Genomic DNA, 19,109 nt, shown 5'->3' with positions numbered 1-19,109 from the left:
GGAGAAAATGGTTCCCGTCAAGCGACTGGTCTGGGCCTTGGCCGCCGCGGGCGTGCTGGGCCTGGGGGGCGGCGTCGTTGGCGCCCTGGCCCTGACCAAGGGCGAGAGCGCCCAGCCCGTGGTCGCGACCCTGAGCACGCAGACCGCGCCCGCGGCCGCAACGCCCCCTCAGGCTGCCCAGCCGCTGTCCGCCGGTGTGGCGCCCGACTTTGCCCAGATCACGGCGCGCAATGGTCCGGCCGTGGTGAACATCAGCGTGAGCGGCAGCGTCAAGACCGGTCGGCGGGCGCCGCAGGCCATGCCGGAGATGGATCCCAACGATCCCTTCTATCAGTTCTTCCGCCGCTTCCAGATTCCCGGTCAGCCGGGCGGCGAGCGCTCCATGCCGGTGCGCGGCCAGGGCTCGGGCTTCATCGTCAGCGAGGACGGCGTGATCCTGACCAATGCCCATGTGATCAAGGACGCGCAGGAGGTGACGGTCAAGCTCACCGACCGGCGCGAGTTCCCCGCCAAGGTCCTGGGTAGCGATCCGCGCACCGATGTGGCCGTACTCAAGATCGAGGCCAGGAACCTGCCCACGCTCAAGCTGGGCAACAGCCAGGAACTGCGCGTGGGTGAATGGGTGCTGGCCATCGGCTCGCCCTTCGGCTTCGAGAACAGCGTGAGCGCCGGCGTGGTCAGTGCCAAGGGCCGGGCCCTGCCGGACGACAGCTTCGTGCCCTTCATCCAGACCGATGTGGCGGTCAACCCCGGCAACTCGGGCGGCCCGCTCTTCAATGCGCGCGGCGAGGTGGTGGGCATCAACTCGCAGATCTACAGCCAGTCGGGCGGCTATCAGGGCATCTCCTTCGCCATTCCTATCGAGGTGGCGCAGCGGGTGCAGCAGCAGATCCAGAAGGGCGGACGTGCCCAGCATGCGCGCCTGGGTGTGGTGATCCAGGACGTGAACCAGGCCTTTGCCGACTCCTTCAAGCTGGAGCGCCCGGCCGGGGCCCTGGTGTCCAGCGTGGAGCCCGGTGGCCCGGCGGACAAGGCCGGCCTCAAGCCTGGGGACGTGATCCTGAAGTTCAACGATCAGCCCATCATCGCGTCCAGTGATCTGCCCGCCCGTCTGGGTCAGGCCACGCCGGGCGAGCGCGCCAGCCTGGAAGTCTGGCGTCAGGGCCGGCGAGAGTCGCTGAACGCCACCCTGGGTGACGCCAGCGAGCAGCGCCAGGCCCAGGCCGAGGTTGAGGCGCAGGCCCCCACCGGCAAGCTGGGCCTGGCTCTGCGCCCTCTGCAGCCGGGCGAGCGCGGCAAGCAGCGTGAAGGCCTGCTGGTCGAGGAAGTGAGCGGCGCGGCCCAGCGCGCCGGCGTGCAGCCCGGCGATGTGCTGCTGGCCGTGAACGGCAACAAGGTGGCCAGTGTGGAGCAGGTGCGTGAGGCCGTGGCCGCGGCCGAGAAGTCCGTGGCCCTGCTGGTGCTGCGCGGCGGCCAGCAGATCTTTGTGCCGGTGCGCATAGGCTGAACCGGCCCAGGCCCGCGGCCGAGCCCCTAGGAAAAGCCCCTCGCGAGGGGCTTTTTCACGTCAGGGCGCGGCGCTTTGCAGCTCCGTGACCACATAGGCACCGCCCGCGCTTTTCTCGGCGGCGAACAGCACCTTGTCGCCCACCTTCAGGCGCTCAAGCTGCTTCTCGTCGCGGACCTGGAACACCATGGTCATGGGCGGCATGTCCAGGTTGCGGATCTCGCCGTGCCTGAGGGTGATCTTGCGGGCCTCGCGATCGATCTTGCGCACCTCGCCGGGCGTCAGCTCGGTGGCCAGTGCGCTCAGGCTGGACAGGCCCAGTGCGGCCAGCAGCGCTACGGTGCCGAGGGCGCGGCCCAGGGAACGTTGTGAGTTCATCGTCATCTTCATGCTTTCTTGCTCTGCGAGCCGGGATAGGTGTGGAACACGCTGGCGCTGCCATCACGGGCGAGCAGCAGCACCTCGTAGCGATCCGAGCGATCGCCATAGGCCGGCCCATCCATGCCGGGCGAGCCTATGGGCATGCCGGGAACGGCCAGGCCCAGGGCTTTGGGTCGTTCCCGCAGCAGGCGCCAGATCTCGCGCGCGGGCACATGGCCCTCCAGCGCATAGCCGCCCACCACCGCGGTGTGGCAGGAGCCGTACTTGCTGTCTATGCCCAGACGCCGACGCATGGCGGCATTGCCCACATCGTGAACCTTGGTGCGAAAGCCGGCGGCCTCCACATGGCTGACCCAGTCCTTGCAGCAGCCGCAGCTGGGGTCTTTCCAGACTTCGATCAGGGGCACGGTCTGCGCCCGGGCCCAGATCGGCGTGGCCGCCGCCACCAGGCTCAGCAGCAGCCGGCGGCGCGTTTCACTTCTTGCCATGCGTCGCCTCCACCAGGATCTTGCCCACCATGCCCGCCTGGTAGTGGCCGGCGATCAGGCAGGCGAAGTCGAACTCGCCCGCGCGGTTGAAGGTCCAGACAATTTCACCCGTCTGCCCGGGCGCCACATGGGCCATATAGGGCTCGTCATGCTCCATGCCCGGATGCTTGATCATCATCTCGGCATGCGCATCCAGCTCCTTCTTGGTGCCGATGACGAACTCATGCATCAGCTTGCCCTCGTTGCGGATGAGCAGGCGCACCGTCTCGCCCTGTTTGAACTGCAGGCGATCCGGCGTGAAACGCATCTTGTCGTCCATGCTGATGGCAATGGTGCGTCGCGCCTGCTTGCGCTCGGCCGCGATGCCCCAGTCCGTCTGCTCCTGTTTGCTGGCGCCATGGTGGCTGCCACCGGGCCCATGAGCCAGAACGGCCGTGCTGGCCGCGCTCAGCAGGGCCATGGCCAGGGCGGCGCCCAGGGTGTGTCGTTTCATGTGCTGCTCCTTGGCTTCAGTGCGAGTGTTTGTTGCCGTTGCCGCCCGGCTTGCGGGCGCGCAGTTCGGTGCTGGCGCCCTCGGGCGCCTGGCTGGGCATGGAGCCGCCACCCTCGGCGGCGAAGCGGCGTGGCTCGGGCAGGGCGCCCGTCCACTCGAAGGCCACCTCGCCGCGCGGGTGGCGATACCAGCCCGGGTCGCTGTAGTCCCCGGGCTTTTGCTCCTTGCGGACCTTGAGCACGCTGAACATGCCGCCCATCTCCACGCCGCCAAAGGGGCCCTGGCCGCTCATCATGGGCAGGGTGTTGGCCGGCAGGGCCATCTCCATCTCGGCCATATCGGCCATGCCGCGCTCGCCCATGACCATGTAGTCGGGAATGAGCTTGCCGATCTTCTTGACCACCTCGCTGTGGTCCACGCCAATCATGGTGGGCACGCCATGGCCCATGGCATTCATGGTGTGGTGACTCTTGTGGCAGTGGAAGGCCCAGTCGCCCGGCTCGTCCGCCAGAAACTCGATCTGGCGCATCTGCCCCACGGCGATATCGGTCGTGACCTCGGGCCAGCGCGCGCTGCGGGGCACGGGGCCGCCATCGGTACCGGTGACCTCGAACTCGTGGCCATGCAGATGGATGGGATGGTTGGTCATGGTCAGGTTGCCCACCCGTATGCGCACCCGGTCGCCCAGGCCTACGTTCAGGGTGTCTATGCCGGGAAAGACGCGGCTGTTCCAGCACCAGAGATTGAAGTCCAGCATGGTCATGATCTTGGGCGTGGCGCTGCCGGGCTCGATGTCAAAGGCATTGAGCAGGAAGCAGAAGTCCCGGTCGACCTCGCTGATCTGGGGATGGCGGCTCTTGGGATGCGTGATCCAGAAGCCCATCATGCCCATGGCCATCTGGGTCATCTCATCCGCATGCGGGTGGTACATAAAGGTGCCGGGGCGGCGTGCCACGAACTCGTAGACATAGGTCTTGCCCGGGGCGATGGCCTTCTGCGTCAGGCCCGAGACCCCATCCATGCCATTGGGCAGGCGTTGGCCATGCCAATGAATACTGGTGTGCTCGGGCAGCTTGTTGGTGACGAAGATGCGTACCCGGTCGCCCTCGACCACCTCGATGGTGGGTCCCGGGGACTGACCGTTGTAGCCCCAGAGATGGGCCTTCATGCCGGGCGCCAGCTCGCGCAGCACCGGCTCGGCCACCAGATGGAACTCCTTGACACCTTGGTTCATGCGCCAGGGCAGGGTCCAGCCATTGAGCGTGACCACCGGCTTGTAGGGCCGGCCCGTGGCGGGCAGCAGCGGGGGCATGGTGTCAGGCCTTGCCTGCAGCACGGGCTCGGGCAGGGCGGCCAGGGCCACCTTGCTGACACTCGCGGCGGACACGGCGGCCGTCACGGCGCCGGCACCACGGAAGAATTGACGTCGGGAAACCATTGCGATCCTCGTTCGGTGTCAGTGATCGGCGCCGGCGGCGGCCGCGGCGGCCTTGGGCGAGGCGGGGCCACCCAGGGCGGGCTTGGCGACCTGGGCCAGTTCATAGTCCGCCTGCGCCAGCCAGAAGTCGCGCAGGGCTTCGATCGAGGCATTGACCGTGCCGATCTGGGCCCGGGTGTCCGCCAGCAGCTCGAAGACCCCGATGAACATGCCGTTGTAGCGCAGCAGGTTCTGCTCGCTGACCCGGCGTGCCAGCGGCACCAGCTCGTCCCGGTAGTGGCGCGCCACATCGTGGGCCGCGCGGTAGTTCTGGTAGGCCTCGCGCAGTTCGGAGCGCGCTTCCACGGCGATCTGTGCACTGCGGTGCAGGTTCTGCATGTACTGCCGCTCGGCACGCGCCACCCGGGCATCGCCCCAGTCGAAGAGCGGCAGCTCCAGACTGAACTCGAAGCCGGTCTTGCGCGGCGCCTCATTGCTGTTGGCGTGCAGCAAATCCAGCTCCAGCACATTGACCCAGCGCGTGGCGCGCTGCAAGCCCAGCTGGCGGGCCAGGGCCTCGGTCTGGGCCAGACTGGCGCGCAGGTCCAGACGCTGGCCCAGCGCCTCCTGCTCCAGCGCGGGGCGCGGCTGGGCGCTTGCGGGCAGGTCCGGCAGGCGCTCGCTCAGGCGGTAGTCCGTCTGCGCGCCCCACAGGCCCAGCAGGCGGCTCAGGCGCTCGCGCGCGCTCATCAAGGTCCGCTCGGCCCGGGCGGTACCGAGCGCGGCCTCAGCATAGAAGGCATGCTCACGGGCCTGCTGCAGCGCGCTCCAGTTGCCGGTCTGAGCCATGCGGCGGGCCAGCTCGGCGCCGGCCTCCGCAGCGGTCTGTACATCGCGCTGATAGGCCAGGGTCTGCTGGGCGGCCACCGCGGTGTAGAAGGCTTTGCGGGTCTCGGCCACATGGCTCAGCACGCGCTGCGCGGTCTCCAGCTGAGCGGCGGCCAGGCGCTGGCTCTGAGCCTGCCGGATCAAGGGCAGGGCCAGCAGATGACCCAGCTCCAGCCCCAGGCCACGCTCGATCTCGCGCTCATGCCCTTGTCTGCTGCGGCCCCAGGAAAAACCGGGGTTGGGCAGGCGGCTGGCCTGCACCAGTTCGGCCTCGCTGACACCCAGGCCGTGCAGATCGGCCTGGAGCCCCGGGTGGTTCAGCAGGGCGATCTGCACCGCTGAGTCGACCGTCATCGGCGCGGCCAGCAAGGCATCCAGCTCGGGCGCCCGCTGGGTCGCGGGCCGGGCCTGCAGGCTCTGGGCCTGCTGTGCGCCCAGGCGCTCGCCCACCATCTGGCGCACGGGGTCCAGACCGGCATCCGGCCCCAGGCTGGCACAGCCCGCCAGCAGCAGGGTCGCGGCCAGCACGCTCATGCCACGCAGATGCCTTGTTGCGCGACGCCCAAAAGCCATCATGGAAGACGTCCTCATGGCTTGTGCCCCCCATGCTGAGCGGCGCCGCCATGGTGATGATGGCCGTGTGAGGGCTTGCCACCGACGGCCTCTGCCGGTCGGGCCTTGTGCGAGTCATGCATCGAGTTTGCGGGGGACGACGCGGCAGGCGCATCGGCCTGCTGCATCTCGCGGGCGTAGGCACGCCAGCCGCCGATGCGGCCCACGCGCTCATTGCTTTGCACCCAGGACGCGGGCTGCTGGATCTCCGGCAAGGGGCGGTAGTGCTGCAGCACGGAGCTGTAGCGCAGGGGCGGAACGGCGGCGCTGGCGTCCTGGACGTGGCCGGCTTCCGGGCGATGAGGGGCTTGGGCCCAGGTCGCCGAAGGCGACAGGGCCAGCCAGCACAGGGGGCAGAGCGCCATCAGGCGCCACACCATGGGCAGTGGGTTCATGTTTGATCTCGCTGACAGACACTGGGGCGCCGGGCCGCACAGGGCAGGCTTGGGCCGCGAAAGGGCTTCAAGCGTGCCGGGGCGGGAGGTTCCGGTTCCGGAGCCGGCTGGACGCGCACATGGGCGCGCAAGAAGGCGCGCGAGGGGGTGCGCTAGTGCCGGCGTTCAGTGCTGCAGAGAGCGGGGCGGGCGCTCCAGCCCGCCGCGGTGCGTACCCTCGTGGCCTGAGGGTACGGTGGCCACGCCCGGCGGATGCTGGGTGGGCATATGGAGCTGGGGAAGCTCGGTGATCAGGGCCAGGGCATGGCAGCAGGCAGCGCAGGCGCTGCAGGCACCGTGCTCGCCAGTCGTGCCGGCGTTCTGCTCATGGCAGTCGGCGGCGGGACCGGGCTCGCAGCCGCCATGCTCCACGTTGGCCGATGCCGTGGCATGAGAGCTCATGGCCTGCGGGTCTGCGCCGGTGGCGTGATGGTCCGCGTGAGTCTGTGCGTGAGCGCCGCCGTGCTGAGGGGCGGACTGAAGGGCCGGCACATCGGCGGCGCCCAGGCCGCAGAGCTGCAGCGCATGCGCGGCATAGCCCTGCAGCGGCAGGGTCACCGCCAGCAGCAGGGTCAGCAGCAGGCGCCACATCGTGCTCTTCATGGCTGCAGAGTGTAAATCAGGCCTGCCGCCCGGCGCGTCTTCAGCAGCTGCCGCGATTGCCCAGGCTGCAGCGCATGCTGCCGTCCGCACGGGCGTGTTCCAGCTCGGCCAGCACCTCGGCGCGGCTGAGGGACTTGCCGAGCGGCATGGGCTCGATGGGCAGGCCGCTCTCGCGATTGAGGCGGGCCATATACCCGCTGCGGCGCGCCGCTTCCAGCTCGGCCAGCACCTCCTCTCGTGTGCGGCTGCCGCGCTGCTGGTACTCGGGCGCGTGGCCACCCTCGCGATTCATGCGGGCCAGGCTGCCGTCACGGCGTGCGGCGTCCAGCTCGGCCAGGACTTCGGCGCGGCTGCGAGCGCCCTCGCTGTTCTGGCTCAGGGGATGTGCCAGGGCGGGCAGTGCGCTTGCGCCCAGCAGGGCCAGGCTCAGAGTCAGGGTACGGAACATATGACCTCCAGTGCTTGCTAGTCTCGAAACATGGGGCTCATGCTGAGCACCATGGCTTCACTGTAGGGAGGGCGAGGGGTCGGAAGCCGGGCGGGCGGATGACGTTTGTGTCATGCGAGGCAGCAGCAGGCCGATGCAGCTGCGCCCCGGAGCCGACTGCGCAAAGGGCTGACCACCATGCATGCGCGCAATGGCGGCCACGATGGCCAGGCCCAGCCCGTGGTTGCGGTCCGCCTGGCTGCGCGCGGGGTCGGCGCGGTAGAAGCGGTCAAAGAGGCGTGGCAGATGCACGGCCTCGATCTGCGGCCCCTCATTGAGCACCGCAAGCCGCAGCAGATCCCCAGGCTCGGTCTGTATCAGCAACTGCAGCACGCTGCCTCGATAGGCATAGCGCGTGGCATTACCCAGCAGATTGGACAAGGCCCGACGCAGCAAGCCGGGGTCGAGGGCGGCACTGGCGTCGCCGCAGACCTGGGCCTGCAGACCCGCCTCCAGCAAGGCCGCCTCGTGGAAGTCCAGGACCTCCTGAGCCAGGGCCGCCACGCTCGCGAGCGGCTCGCGCCTGGCGGCGCGCCCACGGTCGGCATGGGAGAGAAACAGCATGTCGGCCACGATGCCCGCCAAGCGGTGCAGCTCTTCCAGATTGGAGCCCAGCAAGTCCTGCAGCTCCGGGTCCTGGCGCCGCCGGCGCAGGGCCAGCTCGCAGCTGCTGATCAGGGTGGCCAGCGGGGTGTTGAGCTCATGGGCCACATCGGCGTTGAAAGCCTCCATCTGCCGGTAGCTGGCGGCCAGACGGTCCAGCAGGGCATTGAACTGGGCCACCAGAGGCTGCAGCTCGCGGGGCTGTCCGCTTCCGTCCAGGCGACGCTCCAGCGCATGGCCGCCGAGCTGCTGCATCTGCGCCCCCAGCAGGCGCAGCGGCGCCAGGCCGCGCCGCACCAGGACAAAGGCGCCGGCGGAGATCAGCAGCACACCCGCCAGGGCGCTGAGCGCCAGAATCTGAGCCATGCGCCTGAGCAGGGCGGCGTCGGCCCGGGTGTCCAGGCTCAGCCGGGCTTGCAGCGGGGCGGAATCACCCGCGGGTGATGCGGTCTGGAAGTGCCGGGTTTTGCCCGGCTCCGCCTGCGTGGCCAGCTTGGACGAGAACTGCAGCACGCCCTGTTTGTCGTGCAGGCGGAGGCTCAACTCGTTATGGCCGGCGAGCAGGTCGCGCAGCTGCTCGTCGCGCTGGCTCGCCGGTCGGCGCTCGGCGAGCAGCTGCTGAACCGCCTGCTGCTTCTGGTCCAGGGTCTGGGTCTGGCGCTGGTTCAGGGTCAGGGCCAGGGCCAGGTAGATGCCGCTGCACAGCAGGCCCAGGCCGAGGATGCTCAGCAGAGCCAGCCAGCGCGACAGGCGCAAGCCCAGATCCGCGCCGCGCGAGCGGGCTGCCTGCGGCTGCGGCTGGCTCACGCCCCGCGGTCCTCTAGCACATAGCCCATGCCGCGAACCGTGTGCAGCAGGGGGCGCTCAAAGGGCTGGTCCAGCTTGGTGCGCAGGCGCCGTATCGCCACCTCCACCACATTGGTCTCGCTGTCGAAATTCATGTCCCAGACCTGCTCGGCCAGTTCGGTGCGGGACAGCACCTCGCCCTGACGCCGCAGCAGCAGGCTCAGCAGATTGAATTCCTTGGCCGTGAGGTCCAGGCGCTGCCCGGCGCGCTGGGCGCGTCGCCGTATCAGGTCCATCTCCAGCTCACCCAGACGCAGCTGGGTGACTTCGCCGCTGCTGCGCGCGCCCTGGGCCCGCCGCAGCAAGCCCTGGATGCGGGCCAGCAGCTCAGAGAAGGCGAAGGGCTTGAGCACATAGTCGTCGGCGCCGGCCTGCAGGCCACGCACCCGGTCTTCCACCTGGGTGCGGGCGGTGAGCATCAGCACCGGGGTGTTGCGGCTCTGGCGCAGGGCGGCCAGCACGGCCAGACCGTCAATGCCTGGCAGCATGCCGTCCAGCACGATCAGATCATGCTGCCCCTGGGTGGCCAGGTGCAGGCCATCGATGCCGTTGAGCGCCAGCTCCACGCTGAAGCCTTCCTCGCTCAAGCCCTTGCGCAGATACTCGGCCAGCTTGGGTTCATCCTCGATCAACAAGAGCTTCATGCCCGCATTGTGAGGGTGGCGCTCGCTGTATGAGTTAACGAATTTGTCATCTGCCAGACCGGCCGGCGACGGCTCCACGCCGCCACACTCAGGCGCCCAGGCTGCTGACCAAGAGGGCCTGCACCAGCAGTACCTCCTCCTCGGCCAGGCTGGCTGAGTGGGCGTCGGGAGCGCGCAGCGCACGCAGCTGGGGCGCCAGCGCCTTCACGGCCTGCTGGGTCTGGGACAGATTGACCAGGACGGGCAGGGCGCACTGGCGCTGCAGGGCCTGGGCGCGCTCGGCCGGCAGCCCTTCACAGTCCACCGCGTCATACAGCCGCTCCAGCATGCGCAGCAGCGCGGGACTGTCTGCGCTGTCTTCCAGCCAGCCCTGGGCATCCAGCCGGGCCAGACGTGCGCCCAGGCTGGACGCCGCCTCCTCCAGGCTCGTGAGCGCCGCCTCATCCGGGTGCAAGCAGAGCAGGGCGATATTGCGCCCCTGAAGGCGTGAGAACACCGCGCTCCGGTCCAGGCTCTGGGCACGCTGCAGCAAGGCCTGGCACCAGCTTGGCGACAGAGGCTCGGTGCTGCTTTCGGGGAGGGGCAGGGTGGCGGGATACATGCTCGGATGGCGAGCCTAGAGCGCTTTGCGGCACGGCCTTTGCGGCAGGTCAAGCGTTCGATGCGCAATGCGCGCCGTTCACCATCCATTTACAAAATGACATGCTCGATTTCACTTGGTCATGGCCGGTTCCTCAGCCGATTGCGCAAGCCCGGGACACTGCCTGCACAACAGCCAGTTCAGGTAGGAGTCCTCATGCAAACCAGCACCGCGCCAGTTTCCAGGTCCGCCAAGCTTGCGCCCCACGACGGCGTCGTCGGAGCGCCGGCCAACGAGGCCCAGCGCATTGGCAGCATGCTGGACCTTGTTGCTTCCCATGTGCCGCTGCAGCGTCGGGTGGTTCATGCCGGGGATCTGATCTACCAGGCGGGCGAGGGGTTCCAGCGCCTGCATCTGGTCAACGCCGGACTCTTCAAGCTGATCAACAGTGCCAGCGATGGTCGTGAACAGGTGGTGGCCCTGCAGTTTCGGGGTGACTGGCTGGGTTTCGATGGCATTGCCCAGGGGCGTCATGGCTGCGACGCGGTGGCCATGGATACGGGGGAGATCTGGAGCTTCAGCTACGAGGCCTTGGTGCAGGCCTGTCTGACGCAGCCTCGCCTGCTGGCCCTGATGCATGAAGCCATGAGCCGGGAGATAGTCCGCGACCGCGATGCCCTGCTGTCCTTGTGCACGCTGTCGGCCGATGCCCGCGTGGCGGACTTCCTGCACTACTGGGCCGACTCGCTGGCCCGGCGCGGACTGCGGGCGGATCAGATCAGTCTGCGCATGAGCCGGGCCGAGATCGGCAACTATCTGGGCATGACCATCGAGTCGGTGAGCCGGGCGCTGTCGCGCCTGTCGGCCCGGCATCTGATCCGCTTTGCCGAGAAGGGGCGGCGCGATATCGAGATTCCGGAGCTCGGTGCCCTGGCGGCCTTTGTGCAGGGCGGCTCGGGCGCCGGCCGCACCCTGCAGTGAGACGGACTTTGCCTCAGGCCTCCAGGGCCTGGGCCATGGCGCTGGCCAGTTGTTCGCGGCTGAAGGGCTTGCGCAGCAGCGGCAGCTCGCGCAGCACCGGCAGCTCGGCCGTCAGCAGATCAGCGGCATAGCCCGACATCAGCAGCACGGCCAGCGCGGGATGCTGCCGCCGCACCTTCGCGGCCAGTTCGGTGCCTCGCATGCCGCTGCCCAGCATCACATCGGTCAGCAAGAGGTCGAAGTCCGCCCCCGGCTCCGCCAGGGCGGCCAGGGCGGCCTCTGCGTGGCTGCAGACCCTGATCTCGCAGCCCCAGGCCTGCAGGAAGTTGAGCAGCACCGCACGCACCTCGGCCTCGTCCTCCACCAGCAGAACGCGCAGGCCCGGTGGTGGCGCGTGTACGCCCGCCTCCCCCTGCTCCTGACCCTTGTGGCTGCCTTGGGGCGCGGCCGGAAAGTAGAGCGTGACCGTGGTGCCCTGAGCGGGACTGCTGTCCAGGCGGATGGCCCCTTGCGACTGTTTGACGAAGCCGTAGACGGTGGACAGCCCCAGTCCCGTGCCACGGCCGGCCTCCTTGGTGGTGAAAAAGGGCTCGAAAGCGCGTCTGCGCACCGCCTCGGGCATGCCGGCCCCGCTGTCGCTCACCGCAATCGCCAGCAAGGGCAGGGCGCTGGGGGGGAGCTCCGTCAGCAGGTCCGGGGGCAGGCGGTCATAGCGCCAGGCGCGAAAGCGCAGGTGACCGCCGTCCGGCATGGCGTCGCGCGCATTGATCGCGATATTGAGCAAGGCCGACTCCAGCTGGCCCGCATCGGCCAGCAGGGCCGGGCAGTCAGGGGCAACATCGTCCTCGATGTGTATGCGCTGGTCCAGGGTGCGCCTGAGCATGCCGGCCAGGGAGGCCAGCAAGCCCGCAATCTCGACCCTGCTGGGCTGGAGCAGCTGGCGCCGTGAGAAGGCCAGCAGCTTGCCCGTGAGTTCGGCGCCTCGGCGCGTGGCACGCATGGCGGCTGCCACCATGGGCGGGGCTGCGGCATCACCCGCCACGGCGGGCAGCTCTTCCAGGACCTGAAGATTGCCCTGGATCACGGTGAGCAGATTGTTGAAATCGTGGGCAATGCCGCCGGTTAGCTGGCCCACAGTCTCCAGGCGCTGGGCGTGTCGCAGCGCCTCCTCGCCCTGGGCGCGCTGCAGGATGGTGGAGAGCAGATTGCCGATGGACTCCAGAAAGCGCAGCTCATCGTCGCCAAAGCGCTGGGGCTGGCGCGAGCGCACGACCAGCGCACCAATGCAGCGCCCCTGATCCAGCAAGGGTGTGCCCAGCGCGCTGACCAGACCGGCGCGCAGATAGGCCTGCGGCACTTCGAATCGTTGTTCGCTGGCGTAGTCGGGCACCACGGTCGGCCTTTGCTGGGCCATCAAATAGGCAAGCGGTGAACCGGGCAGGCAGGGCAAGACCTGCCCCTCGATCTCGGCATGCTCTTGGTCCAGCATGCCGGCCGCACCGGCCACGCGCAGGCTGCGACCATCGGCTTCGAGCAGGTAGAGCCGCGCCTGCTCAACCTCCAGGGTCTGCGCGGCGGCGCGCGGCGCCTGGCGGAAGAGGGCCGCCGGGTCCCGGCTGTCCACGGCCAGGCGGCCAAGCTGTGCCACCTGTTCCGCGTAGCGTGCGCGCTGCAGGGCTTGACGCATGCGCGGGTAGGCGCTGATGTCGCGGATGGCCGCGACCACAAAGGGCAGGCCCCGGTCCTGCAAGGGGCTCAGGGCGATTTCCACCATGACCTCGGAGCCGTCCCGCCGCCTGGCCACCAACTCCATCTGCGTGCCCATGGGCCGCGGACGCGGATTGCGCGCATAGTCGTCGCGGTAGGCGGCGTGGCGTGGCCGTATGCTGTCGGGCACCAGTGCATCCACCGGTTCGCCGAGCAAGGCACCGGGCTCGTAGCCCAGCAGGCGTTCGGCCGCCGGGTTGGCCTGCACGATCATTCCGGCGAAGTCCACCAGGAGCAGGGCGTCCGGGTAGGCGCTGAAGAGTGAGCTGAAGAGGTTGGGCGCCGCAATCTCTGCTTGCGACTGCGCAAAGGCGCTGCTGCTCATTGACGTTCCACCTGAGCCACCAGCTGGTAGCCGGCACCTCGCACCGCGCGTATGAGTTCAGCCGCCTGCTCGGGCATGCAAGCCTGCAGCTTGCGACGCAGGCGCCCGACCTGAACATCAATGGTGCGGTCATAGGGCCCGGCTTCGCGGCCGCGCGTCTGCTCCAGCAGGAATTCGCGTGAGAGCACCCGTCCGGCATGCCGCAAAAACACGGTCAGCAGGTCGAATTCGCCGCCCGTCAGCTCCACCGGGCCGGCATGCCCGTGCTCCAGCCGCCGGGCACCCGCATCGAGCTGCCAGTCCATGAAGCGGTAGCGCTCCTGAGGAAGCGTCGTCTCGGCTTGGGCCCTGCTGCTGGCGCCGGCCTGCGCCGGTTGGAGGCGGCGCAGCACGGCCTTGATGCGGGCGAGCAGCTCGCGCAGGTCGAAGGGCTTGGTGACATAGTCGTCCGCCCCGACTTCCAGACCCACAACCTTGTCAATCGGGTCGCCGCGGCCGGTGACGATGAGCAAGCCGCAGTGCCAGTGCTCACGCAGCTGGCGCGCAATGGCAAAGCCATCCTCACCGGGCAGGCCCAGGTCCAGCAGCACCAGCTGCGGGGCGTCACGATGCATCAGGGCCAGCAGCTCGCGCCCGGTGGCCAGGGGCGTGACCCGGAAGCCCTGCGGGACCAGGTAGGCGCCCAGCAGCTGACGGATATCGGCTTCATCATCAACGATAGCGATATGGACGGGCGTGGCGATGGCGACGTTCATGTCGGGCATTGTCACCAATTCCGCCCGCAAGCCCGCCGCGTACCGCAGCTGGGGTCGTGGCCTTGCGGGTCAGGTCTTGACATCTTCAGCGGGCAGCCACTCGGTGCCGGTGCGACGCACCAGCTCGCGATAGCTGATGGGCGCCGAGGCCCGCTCGTCGTCGTCATTGGCCTGCCAGTGGGCCCAGGCCCGACGGGTGTGGCTGTCATAGACCAGCTTGAACAGGTGGCTGGGGACGCCTACGCCGTTGTCGCCGATGCGCGGCGTGTTCGGCGCAAACACCGCTCCCGTGATCACGAAGACCTCACCCTGGGCGCGCTGCACGTAGCGGCGGGTGTCTTCCTCGATGCGCGCCCAGGCGCCCGAGTTGTGGCGTATGGACTGCGGCACCATATTGGCCAGGGAATAGGACTGGGCCATGGCCTCCTCGGTGCTCATATCGCCGGAGGGCGCCATATGGCCACGCGAATAGCCCGAACGCTTGTAGTCCTCCAGTTCGGCGCGCTCGCTGCGCGGCAAACGGGCGTCGGCGTAGAAGCGGTCCGACTTCTGCCGCCGGATGCCGCCCACATTGTTGCGGTTCAAGCTTTGCGCGACAAAGACCGGCGTGCGCGTGTCACCGCTGTGCAAGACCGCGAAGCCGTCGTAGCAGAGCTCGCGCAAACGGGGGCGGGGGGCTACCGCCGGCGGACGCTGACCGGCGAAGAACTTCGAACACTGCGCGAAGGAACTGGGCAGCCGCCGTACATCCGGTGTGCCGGCTGACGCGATGTTGGTACTGATGCCGAGGAACAGGGCTATCAGCCCGCCCACGAGGGCGTGGCGGCCACTTGCTATGGCTTTCATGAATCGTGAATGGCAAAACGCCGCAACCCTGCCCCGTGCGGCAAGGCCGGGGCCAGGTGTGCGAGCAGAGTGAGGAGCGCCGGGGGCGCGACGTGTCAGAGCAGGGCGGCCAAGCCCGCGCCCAGGCCGCTGACCGCGGCCGAGGCGCCCAGCAGGCGGACATCGCTGCGGTCATTGCCCAGGCGCTTTGCCTGCCAGGCGACCCAGGCCAGCGTGACGCAGAAAACGAGACCCATCAGGGCGGCGCTGTCAATGTTTTCCATATCGTAGAGAAATCCGTTCGGGACCAGAACGGCGCGGATGATCTCTCAGGCTGAACATCGGTTCAAGCAGGGTGCATCGGCCTTTGACTTCGGAAAAGCCGATTCATTCCCGGCCGACGATCAGGGGCAAGCCACGGTGCGAAGCTCAAGCGGACTCGAATTGCAGCGCGGCCAGTCGCGCGTACAGGCCGCCCCGGGCCAGCAGATCGGCATGGCTGCCGGACTCGACGATGCGGCCCTGCTCCAGCACCAGGATGCGGTCGGCGCGCTGCACCGTGGCCAGGCGGTGGGCGATGACCAGGGTGGTGCGGTGCTGCATGGCGCGCTCCAGCGCGGCCTGAACCATGCGCTCGCTCTCGGCGTCCAGCGCGCTGGTGGCCTCATCCAGCAGCAGCAGGGGCGGATTCTTGAGCATGGCGCGCGCAATCGCGATGCGTTGGCGCTGTCCACCCGAGAGGCGCACTCCACGCTCCCCCAGAAAAGTCTGGTAGCCCTGGGGCAGGGCGCTGATGAACTCGTGCGCGAATGCGGCCCGTGCGGCGGCGATGACCTCCTCGTCGCTGGCCTCGGGGCGGCCGTAGCGGATGTTCTCCATCGCATTGGCCGAGAACACGGTGCTGTCCTGCGGCACCAGGGCCATGGCGCCGCGCAGCTCGGTCAGGGCCAGATGCCGGATGTCCTGACCGTTGAGCTCGATGCTGCCCGTCTGCGCCTCGTAAAAGCGCAGCAGCAGCTGGAACACCGTGCTCTTGCCGGCGCCGCTGGGGCCGACCAGGGCCACCGTCTCGCCGGGGCGAATATCCAGATCGATCTGGCTCAGGGCCGCTTGATCGGGGCGCGAGGGGTAGTGGAAGCACAGGTCCCGGATGCGCAGGGCCGCACCGCCCGTGCTGGGCGGCAGGGGCTGGGGCGCGGCGGGCTCGGCCACCGCAGAGCGTGTGGCCAGCAGCTCCATGAGTCGCTCGGTGGCACCGGCCGCGCGCAGCACATCGCCCCAGACCTCGGCCAGCACGGCCACGCTGCTGACCAGCAGAATCACATAGACCACCGTCTGCCCCAGATGGCCGGCACTGATCTGACCGGCCATGACGGCCTGCGTGCCCTGATACAGGCCCCAGAGCAGGGCGGCGAAGGTGCTGCTGATGACAAAAGCCACCAGGCCCGAGCGCACGCGGATGCGCTTGCGCGCGGTGTCGAAAGCGCTCTCGGTGGCCTGGGCAAAGCGCCGGGTTTCGGCCTGCTCCTGGGTGTAGCTCTGCACCACCGGCACGGCGTTCAGCACCTCGGCTGCAATGGCACTGGTGTCGGCCACCCGGTCCTGGCTGGCGCGGCTGAGCTTGCGCACCCGCCGCCCGAAGGCCAGAGCGGGCAGCACCACCAGCACCAGCATGCCCAGCACCGGCAGCATGACGCGCGCATTGGTGGCGATGAGCATGATGAGGGCGCCCAGCCCCATCACGCTGTTGCGCAGGCCCATGGAGAGGCTGGAGCCCACCACGGTCTGCACCACGGTGGTGTCGGTGGTGATGCGGCTGAGCACCTCGCCGGTCTGGGTGTGCTCGAAAAACTCGGGGCTTTGCCGCAGCACATGGGCATAGACGGCGCGGCGCAGATCGGCGGTTACGCGTTCGCCCAGCCAGCTCACCACATAGAAGCGGGCGGCCGAGAACAGGGCCAGGGCCACACCCACGCCGAACAGGGCCAGGAAGTGCTCCCTCAAAGCCATCACCCGCTCGCCCGGATCGCTGGCCACCAGGCCCTGATCGATCAAGGCCTTGAGCGCCAGCGGAAACAGCAGGGTGCTCAGCGCCGCCAAGAGCAGGAAGAGCAGGGCCAGGGCGATGCGCACCCGATAGGGCTTGAGGAAGGGCAGCAGGCCCGACAGGGAGCGCGCAGACCCTTTGCGGGCCTCGGGCCGCGGGGACGGCTTCTGAGTCGGTGACATCGGCGAAGTGTAGCCAGGGTCAGGCCTTGCCCGCCGCCGCCAGCGCGGGCGGCTGCATCGCCAGACGCATGCGCTGGCTGTAGCCGGTCAGTTCCAGATAGCCTTGCCCGAGTGTGTGCCCCTGGCTGTCCAGCAGCCTTGAAGCACCTTCCCAGTACAGCATGCCGGTGCTGGCCCGGGCATCCACCTCCTGCGCATCGGCCAGGGCCTCCAGCCGCCAGTCTTCGCCTGAGCCTAAACCCGGGCCTTGCAGGGCCCAGGCCACCGGGTAGCGCGCGCCGCTGGCGGGGCTGCGCCATTCGCGCAGGGGCCGCAGCCGCAGCTCGCCCGGGGCAAAGCTGCGGCTGGCGCCGCCCGCCTCGCGCAGGCTGCCGCCGCTCCAGAGCTCGCTGCCGTCGGCACGGCGCAGGCGAAAGGCCGTGAGCGCGCGGCCGTCGCGCAGATTCAGGCCCATCCAGTCCCAGCCCTGGGCCTCGGGGGCGAGCAGGGCGTCGCTCCACTCATGGTCCAACCAGGCGCGGGCACGGTAGGGCCGGGTCTTGCCGTCCGGCTCGCGCAGCAAGACCTGGCCCTGGAGCTGGGTCTGGCTGTAGTACTGGCTGGCATGCTGGGGCTCGGGGCCCTTGCGGGACCAGCCTGCCTCACCCTGGAGCAGGGGCGGCAGGGCCGTGCTCAGGTCCAGCTGCAGCGCAACGCGCTGGCCGCCAAAGGCCGCGCGGTAGCGCGAGCCGCCAGCCTCCGAGCTTGCGGCCGGCTCGCGGCGCAGCCACCAGTCCTGCAGGCGCAGATCGGTATCGGCCTCGGCGTAGCGGGCGTGGCCCAGGCCCAGGCGAGCCACGCGCTGATCATGCTGAAGCTGGCCGCGCGCCAGGTCGGTGAGCGCCACATGGGCCAGCAGCAGCTGGCGCGGGGCCAGGCGGCTGGGGTGCTGCTGCACGGCCGCGTCCCCATGCCGCACGCGAAAGAAGGTGAGCTGGAAGCCCCAGCGCGGCGCGCCCCAGTCCTGCTCGGCCAGCAGGCCCGTCAGGTACCACCACTCCAGGCCGGACTCGGGATGCGCCCCATGGTCGCGCGGAAAGCTCAAGGCCCGGCGCTCCAGCGCGAAGGCCGGCCAGGGTAGCAGCAAGGCGCCAGTGCCGCCCAAGCCTGCGCCCAGGCCCAGGGCGGCCAGCTGCTGCAGCAGCGCACGGCGCGGGCTCATGCCCTTGATGAAGCCCTGCATCACCAGTCCTCCCGCACCGCGCGTAGCAGGTCCTGGCCCAGGCTGCGTCGGCCGGCCAGCCAGGCGGTGAGCAGGGCCGCCGCCAGGGTGGCGGCCAGCAGGGCGGCCAGGCGGGCCGTGGGCAGGGCCAGGTCCATGCTCCAGTGGAAGCTCTGCGGGTTCACCACAAAGACCAGCACCGCACTGATGGCCAGGCCCAGGCCCAGGCCCAGCAGGGCGCCGGCCGTGGTCTGCACCGCGGTTTCGGCCAGCAGCAGGGTGCGCAGCTGGGCGCGGCTGAAGCCCCGATGGCGCAGCAGGCCGAATTCGCGCCGCCGCGCCAGCACCTGGGCCGAGAGCGTGGCCGCCACGCCCACCAGGCCCAGGCCCAGCGCAATGGCCTGCAGCCAGTAGCTCACCGCGAAGCTGCGGTCGAAGATGTGCAGGGAGATGGCCAGCAGCTCGCCGCTGGAGACCTGTTCGATGTCCTGCGCCTCGCCTGCCAGGGCGCGCAGGCCGGCCTGCACCGCGCCCATCTCGGCGCCGGGCGCCAGCCAGAGGTAGAGCTCGTTGACCTCGGCGTCGCCGCTGGCGCGCAGATAGTCGGCATGCGGCATCAGCAGGGCGCCGCTCTGGCGGCTGTAGTCGCGCCAGACGGCACGCACATAGCCCTCCAGGGCCTGGCCTTGCGGCCCCAGGCCGGGCAGGCTGAGGCGGGCGCCGGGCTGCAGGCCCAGCTGGTCGCGCAAGGCCTCGTTGGGGTAGAGCGGCTGCAGGCCTGGTGCGGGGGCGCTGGCGCGCTCGCCCACCAGGGGCAGGCGGCTCTCGTCCGGCACGGGGCGGGCCAGCAGGGTGATCCAGCGCGGCTGGGCCTCGCCGGCCGCGGGCGGCAGGGCGATGCGGCGGCTGCGCTGGGGCTGGAGCTCGCGCACCAGGCCGCTGCGCTGCACGGCGGCCACGAACTCAGCCGGCAGAGGTGCGCGCAGGCCGGCCTCGCCGCGCAGGGCCGAGCGCACGTACAGATCGGCCGGCAGCATCTGCTG

General features: G+C 69.4%; 20 protein-coding genes. 2 read left to right on the top strand and 18 right to left on the bottom strand.

From position 1 onward, the window contains the following. Positions 1 to 7: 7 nt before the first annotated feature. The gene (locus ACK5F2_RS15420) at positions 8 to 1,507 is read left to right on the top strand and encodes a DegQ family serine endoprotease (RefSeq protein ID WP_409866119.1); all 1,500 of its coding nucleotides are present in this window, start codon (positions 8 to 10) and stop codon (positions 1,505 to 1,507) included. 60 nt (positions 1,508 to 1,567) lie between these two features. Here the strand turns inward: ACK5F2_RS15420 and ACK5F2_RS15415 are convergent, their stop codons facing one another. The 11 genes from ACK5F2_RS15415 to ACK5F2_RS15365 all read right to left on the bottom strand — a co-directional run bounded on the left by ACK5F2_RS15415 (position 1,568) and on the right by ACK5F2_RS15365 (position 10,004). Beyond that, positions 1,568 to 1,885 (bottom strand): copper-binding protein, encoded by a 318-nt coding sequence (locus tag ACK5F2_RS15415; protein WP_409866117.1) that lies wholly within the window; start codon positions 1,883 to 1,885, stop codon positions 1,568 to 1,570. An 8-nt stretch (positions 1,886 to 1,893) separates the two neighbouring features. Further along, positions 1,894 to 2,376, bottom strand: a complete 483-nt coding sequence (locus ACK5F2_RS15410) for a DUF411 domain-containing protein (RefSeq protein WP_409866114.1) — start codon at positions 2,374 to 2,376, stop codon at positions 1,894 to 1,896. Next, complete coding sequence (locus ACK5F2_RS15405; protein ID WP_409866113.1) at positions 2,363 to 2,869, bottom strand: cupredoxin domain-containing protein; 507 nt, start codon at positions 2,867 to 2,869, stop codon at positions 2,363 to 2,365. The genes ACK5F2_RS15410 and ACK5F2_RS15405 overlap by 14 nt, the downstream gene beginning before the upstream one ends. Before the next feature lie 16 nt (positions 2,870 to 2,885). Continuing rightward, positions 2,886 to 4,307 carry a multicopper oxidase family protein gene (locus ACK5F2_RS15400; RefSeq protein WP_409866111.1) on the bottom strand — a complete coding sequence of 474 codons (1,422 nt, stop codon included), beginning with the start codon at positions 4,305 to 4,307 and terminating at the stop codon, positions 2,886 to 2,888. Between the two features lie 18 nt (positions 4,308 to 4,325). Further along, positions 4,326 to 5,750, bottom strand: coding sequence for a TolC family protein (locus ACK5F2_RS15395; protein ID WP_409866110.1), 1,425 nt, complete (start codon positions 5,748 to 5,750; stop codon positions 4,326 to 4,328). Between the two features lie 11 nt (positions 5,751 to 5,761). After that, complete coding sequence (locus ACK5F2_RS15390) at positions 5,762 to 6,181, bottom strand: hypothetical protein (RefSeq protein ID WP_409866107.1); 420 nt, start codon at positions 6,179 to 6,181, stop codon at positions 5,762 to 5,764. Positions 6,182 to 6,346: 165 nt separating this feature from the next. Beyond that, on the bottom strand, positions 6,347 to 6,823 hold the full coding sequence (locus ACK5F2_RS15385) for a hypothetical protein (RefSeq protein ID WP_409866104.1): 477 nt from the start codon (positions 6,821 to 6,823) through the stop codon (positions 6,347 to 6,349). A 40-nt stretch (positions 6,824 to 6,863) separates the two neighbouring features. Beyond that, complete coding sequence (locus ACK5F2_RS15380) at positions 6,864 to 7,271, bottom strand: DUF4148 domain-containing protein (RefSeq protein WP_409866102.1); 408 nt, start codon at positions 7,269 to 7,271, stop codon at positions 6,864 to 6,866. Between the two features lie 57 nt (positions 7,272 to 7,328). Next, the gene (locus tag ACK5F2_RS15375) at positions 7,329 to 8,720 is read right to left on the bottom strand and encodes a heavy metal sensor histidine kinase (protein ID WP_409866100.1); all 1,392 of its coding nucleotides are present in this window, start codon (positions 8,718 to 8,720) and stop codon (positions 7,329 to 7,331) included. Further along, entirely contained in the window at positions 8,717 to 9,403 is a 687-nt protein-coding gene (locus tag ACK5F2_RS15370; RefSeq protein ID WP_409866097.1) for a heavy metal response regulator transcription factor, read from the bottom strand. Before ACK5F2_RS15370 ends, ACK5F2_RS15375 begins: the two co-directional genes overlap by 4 nt. Positions 9,404 to 9,491: 88 nt before the next feature. After that, complete coding sequence (locus tag ACK5F2_RS15365; RefSeq protein WP_409866096.1) at positions 9,492 to 10,004, bottom strand: hypothetical protein; 513 nt, start codon at positions 10,002 to 10,004, stop codon at positions 9,492 to 9,494. Positions 10,005 to 10,199: 195 nt separating this feature from the next. On the opposite strand from ACK5F2_RS15365, the gene ACK5F2_RS15360 reads away from it, so the two are divergent. Continuing rightward, the gene (locus tag ACK5F2_RS15360) at positions 10,200 to 10,964 is read left to right on the top strand and encodes a Crp/Fnr family transcriptional regulator (RefSeq protein ID WP_409866094.1); all 765 of its coding nucleotides are present in this window, start codon (positions 10,200 to 10,202) and stop codon (positions 10,962 to 10,964) included. A gap of 13 nt (positions 10,965 to 10,977) precedes the next feature. On the opposite strand, the gene ACK5F2_RS15355 is transcribed toward ACK5F2_RS15360, so the two are convergent. The 7 genes from ACK5F2_RS15355 to ACK5F2_RS15325 all read right to left on the bottom strand — a co-directional run. After that, positions 10,978 to 13,056 carry a PAS domain S-box protein gene (locus ACK5F2_RS15355; RefSeq protein WP_409866092.1) on the bottom strand — a complete coding sequence of 693 codons (2,079 nt, stop codon included), beginning with the start codon at positions 13,054 to 13,056 and terminating at the stop codon, positions 10,978 to 10,980. Continuing rightward, the gene (locus ACK5F2_RS15350; protein WP_409866090.1) at positions 13,053 to 13,811 is read right to left on the bottom strand and encodes a response regulator; all 759 of its coding nucleotides are present in this window, start codon (positions 13,809 to 13,811) and stop codon (positions 13,053 to 13,055) included. The genes ACK5F2_RS15355 and ACK5F2_RS15350 overlap by 4 nt, the downstream gene beginning before the upstream one ends. A 69-nt stretch (positions 13,812 to 13,880) precedes the next feature. Further along, complete coding sequence (locus ACK5F2_RS15345) at positions 13,881 to 14,657, bottom strand: DNA/RNA non-specific endonuclease (RefSeq protein ID WP_409866088.1); 777 nt, start codon at positions 14,655 to 14,657, stop codon at positions 13,881 to 13,883. A 95-nt stretch (positions 14,658 to 14,752) separates the two neighbouring features. Next, positions 14,753 to 14,920 carry a hypothetical protein gene (locus ACK5F2_RS15340; protein ID WP_409866085.1) on the bottom strand — a complete coding sequence of 56 codons (168 nt, stop codon included), beginning with the start codon at positions 14,918 to 14,920 and terminating at the stop codon, positions 14,753 to 14,755. A gap of 145 nt (positions 14,921 to 15,065) precedes the next feature. Beyond that, complete coding sequence (locus ACK5F2_RS15335; RefSeq protein WP_409866083.1) at positions 15,066 to 16,865, bottom strand: ABC transporter transmembrane domain-containing protein; 1,800 nt, start codon at positions 16,863 to 16,865, stop codon at positions 15,066 to 15,068. 19 nt (positions 16,866 to 16,884) lie between these two features. Then, on the bottom strand, positions 16,885 to 18,087 hold the full coding sequence (locus tag ACK5F2_RS15330) for a lipocalin-like domain-containing protein (protein ID WP_409866081.1): 1,203 nt from the start codon (positions 18,085 to 18,087) through the stop codon (positions 16,885 to 16,887). Further along, a partial coding sequence (locus ACK5F2_RS15325; protein ID WP_409866078.1) for an FtsX-like permease family protein occupies positions 18,087 to 19,109 on the bottom strand: 1,023 nt, incomplete at its 5' end. The genes ACK5F2_RS15325 and ACK5F2_RS15330, both read right to left, overlap by 1 nt.

It is taken from the genome of Roseateles sp. (assembly GCF_046300915.1).
Lineage (GTDB): Bacteria > Pseudomonadota > Gammaproteobacteria > Burkholderiales > Burkholderiaceae_C > Kinneretia.
The sequence above is the reverse complement of the archived record's forward strand: the minus strand, read 5'-3'. Positions and strand labels throughout refer to the sequence as shown.

Coding starts and splice junctions, on each gene's coding strand:
- ACK5F2_RS15420 (WP_409866119.1), top strand. CDS start 8: ATGGTTCCCGTCAAGCGACTGGTCTGGGCCTTGGCCGCCGCGGGCGTG.
- ACK5F2_RS15415 (WP_409866117.1), bottom strand. CDS start 1,885: ATGAACTCACAACGTTCCCTGGGCCGCGCCCTCGGCACCGTAGCGCTG.
- ACK5F2_RS15410 (WP_409866114.1), bottom strand. CDS start 2,376: ATGGCAAGAAGTGAAACGCGCCGCCGGCTGCTGCTGAGCCTGGTGGCG.
- ACK5F2_RS15405 (WP_409866113.1), bottom strand. CDS start 2,869: ATGAAACGACACACCCTGGGCGCCGCCCTGGCCATGGCCCTGCTGAGC.
- ACK5F2_RS15400 (WP_409866111.1), bottom strand. CDS start 4,307: ATGGTTTCCCGACGTCAATTCTTCCGTGGTGCCGGCGCCGTGACGGCC.
- ACK5F2_RS15395 (WP_409866110.1), bottom strand. CDS start 5,750: ATGATGGCTTTTGGGCGTCGCGCAACAAGGCATCTGCGTGGCATGAGC.
- ACK5F2_RS15390 (WP_409866107.1), bottom strand. CDS start 6,181: ATGAACCCACTGCCCATGGTGTGGCGCCTGATGGCGCTCTGCCCCCTG.
- ACK5F2_RS15385 (WP_409866104.1), bottom strand. CDS start 6,823: ATGAAGAGCACGATGTGGCGCCTGCTGCTGACCCTGCTGCTGGCGGTG.
- ACK5F2_RS15380 (WP_409866102.1), bottom strand. CDS start 7,271: ATGTTCCGTACCCTGACTCTGAGCCTGGCCCTGCTGGGCGCAAGCGCA.
- ACK5F2_RS15370 (WP_409866097.1), bottom strand. CDS start 9,403: ATGAAGCTCTTGTTGATCGAGGATGAACCCAAGCTGGCCGAGTATCTG.
- ACK5F2_RS15365 (WP_409866096.1), bottom strand. CDS start 10,004: ATGTATCCCGCCACCCTGCCCCTCCCCGAAAGCAGCACCGAGCCTCTG.
- ACK5F2_RS15360 (WP_409866094.1), top strand. CDS start 10,200: ATGCAAACCAGCACCGCGCCAGTTTCCAGGTCCGCCAAGCTTGCGCCC.
- ACK5F2_RS15355 (WP_409866092.1), bottom strand. CDS start 13,056: ATGAGCAGCAGCGCCTTTGCGCAGTCGCAAGCAGAGATTGCGGCGCCC.
- ACK5F2_RS15350 (WP_409866090.1), bottom strand. CDS start 13,811: ATGAACGTCGCCATCGCCACGCCCGTCCATATCGCTATCGTTGATGAT.
- ACK5F2_RS15345 (WP_409866088.1), bottom strand. CDS start 14,657: ATGAAAGCCATAGCAAGTGGCCGCCACGCCCTCGTGGGCGGGCTGATA.
- ACK5F2_RS15340 (WP_409866085.1), bottom strand. CDS start 14,920: ATGGAAAACATTGACAGCGCCGCCCTGATGGGTCTCGTTTTCTGCGTC.
- ACK5F2_RS15335 (WP_409866083.1), bottom strand. CDS start 16,865: ATGTCACCGACTCAGAAGCCGTCCCCGCGGCCCGAGGCCCGCAAAGGG.
- ACK5F2_RS15330 (WP_409866081.1), bottom strand. CDS start 18,087: ATGCAGGGCTTCATCAAGGGCATGAGCCCGCGCCGTGCGCTGCTGCAG.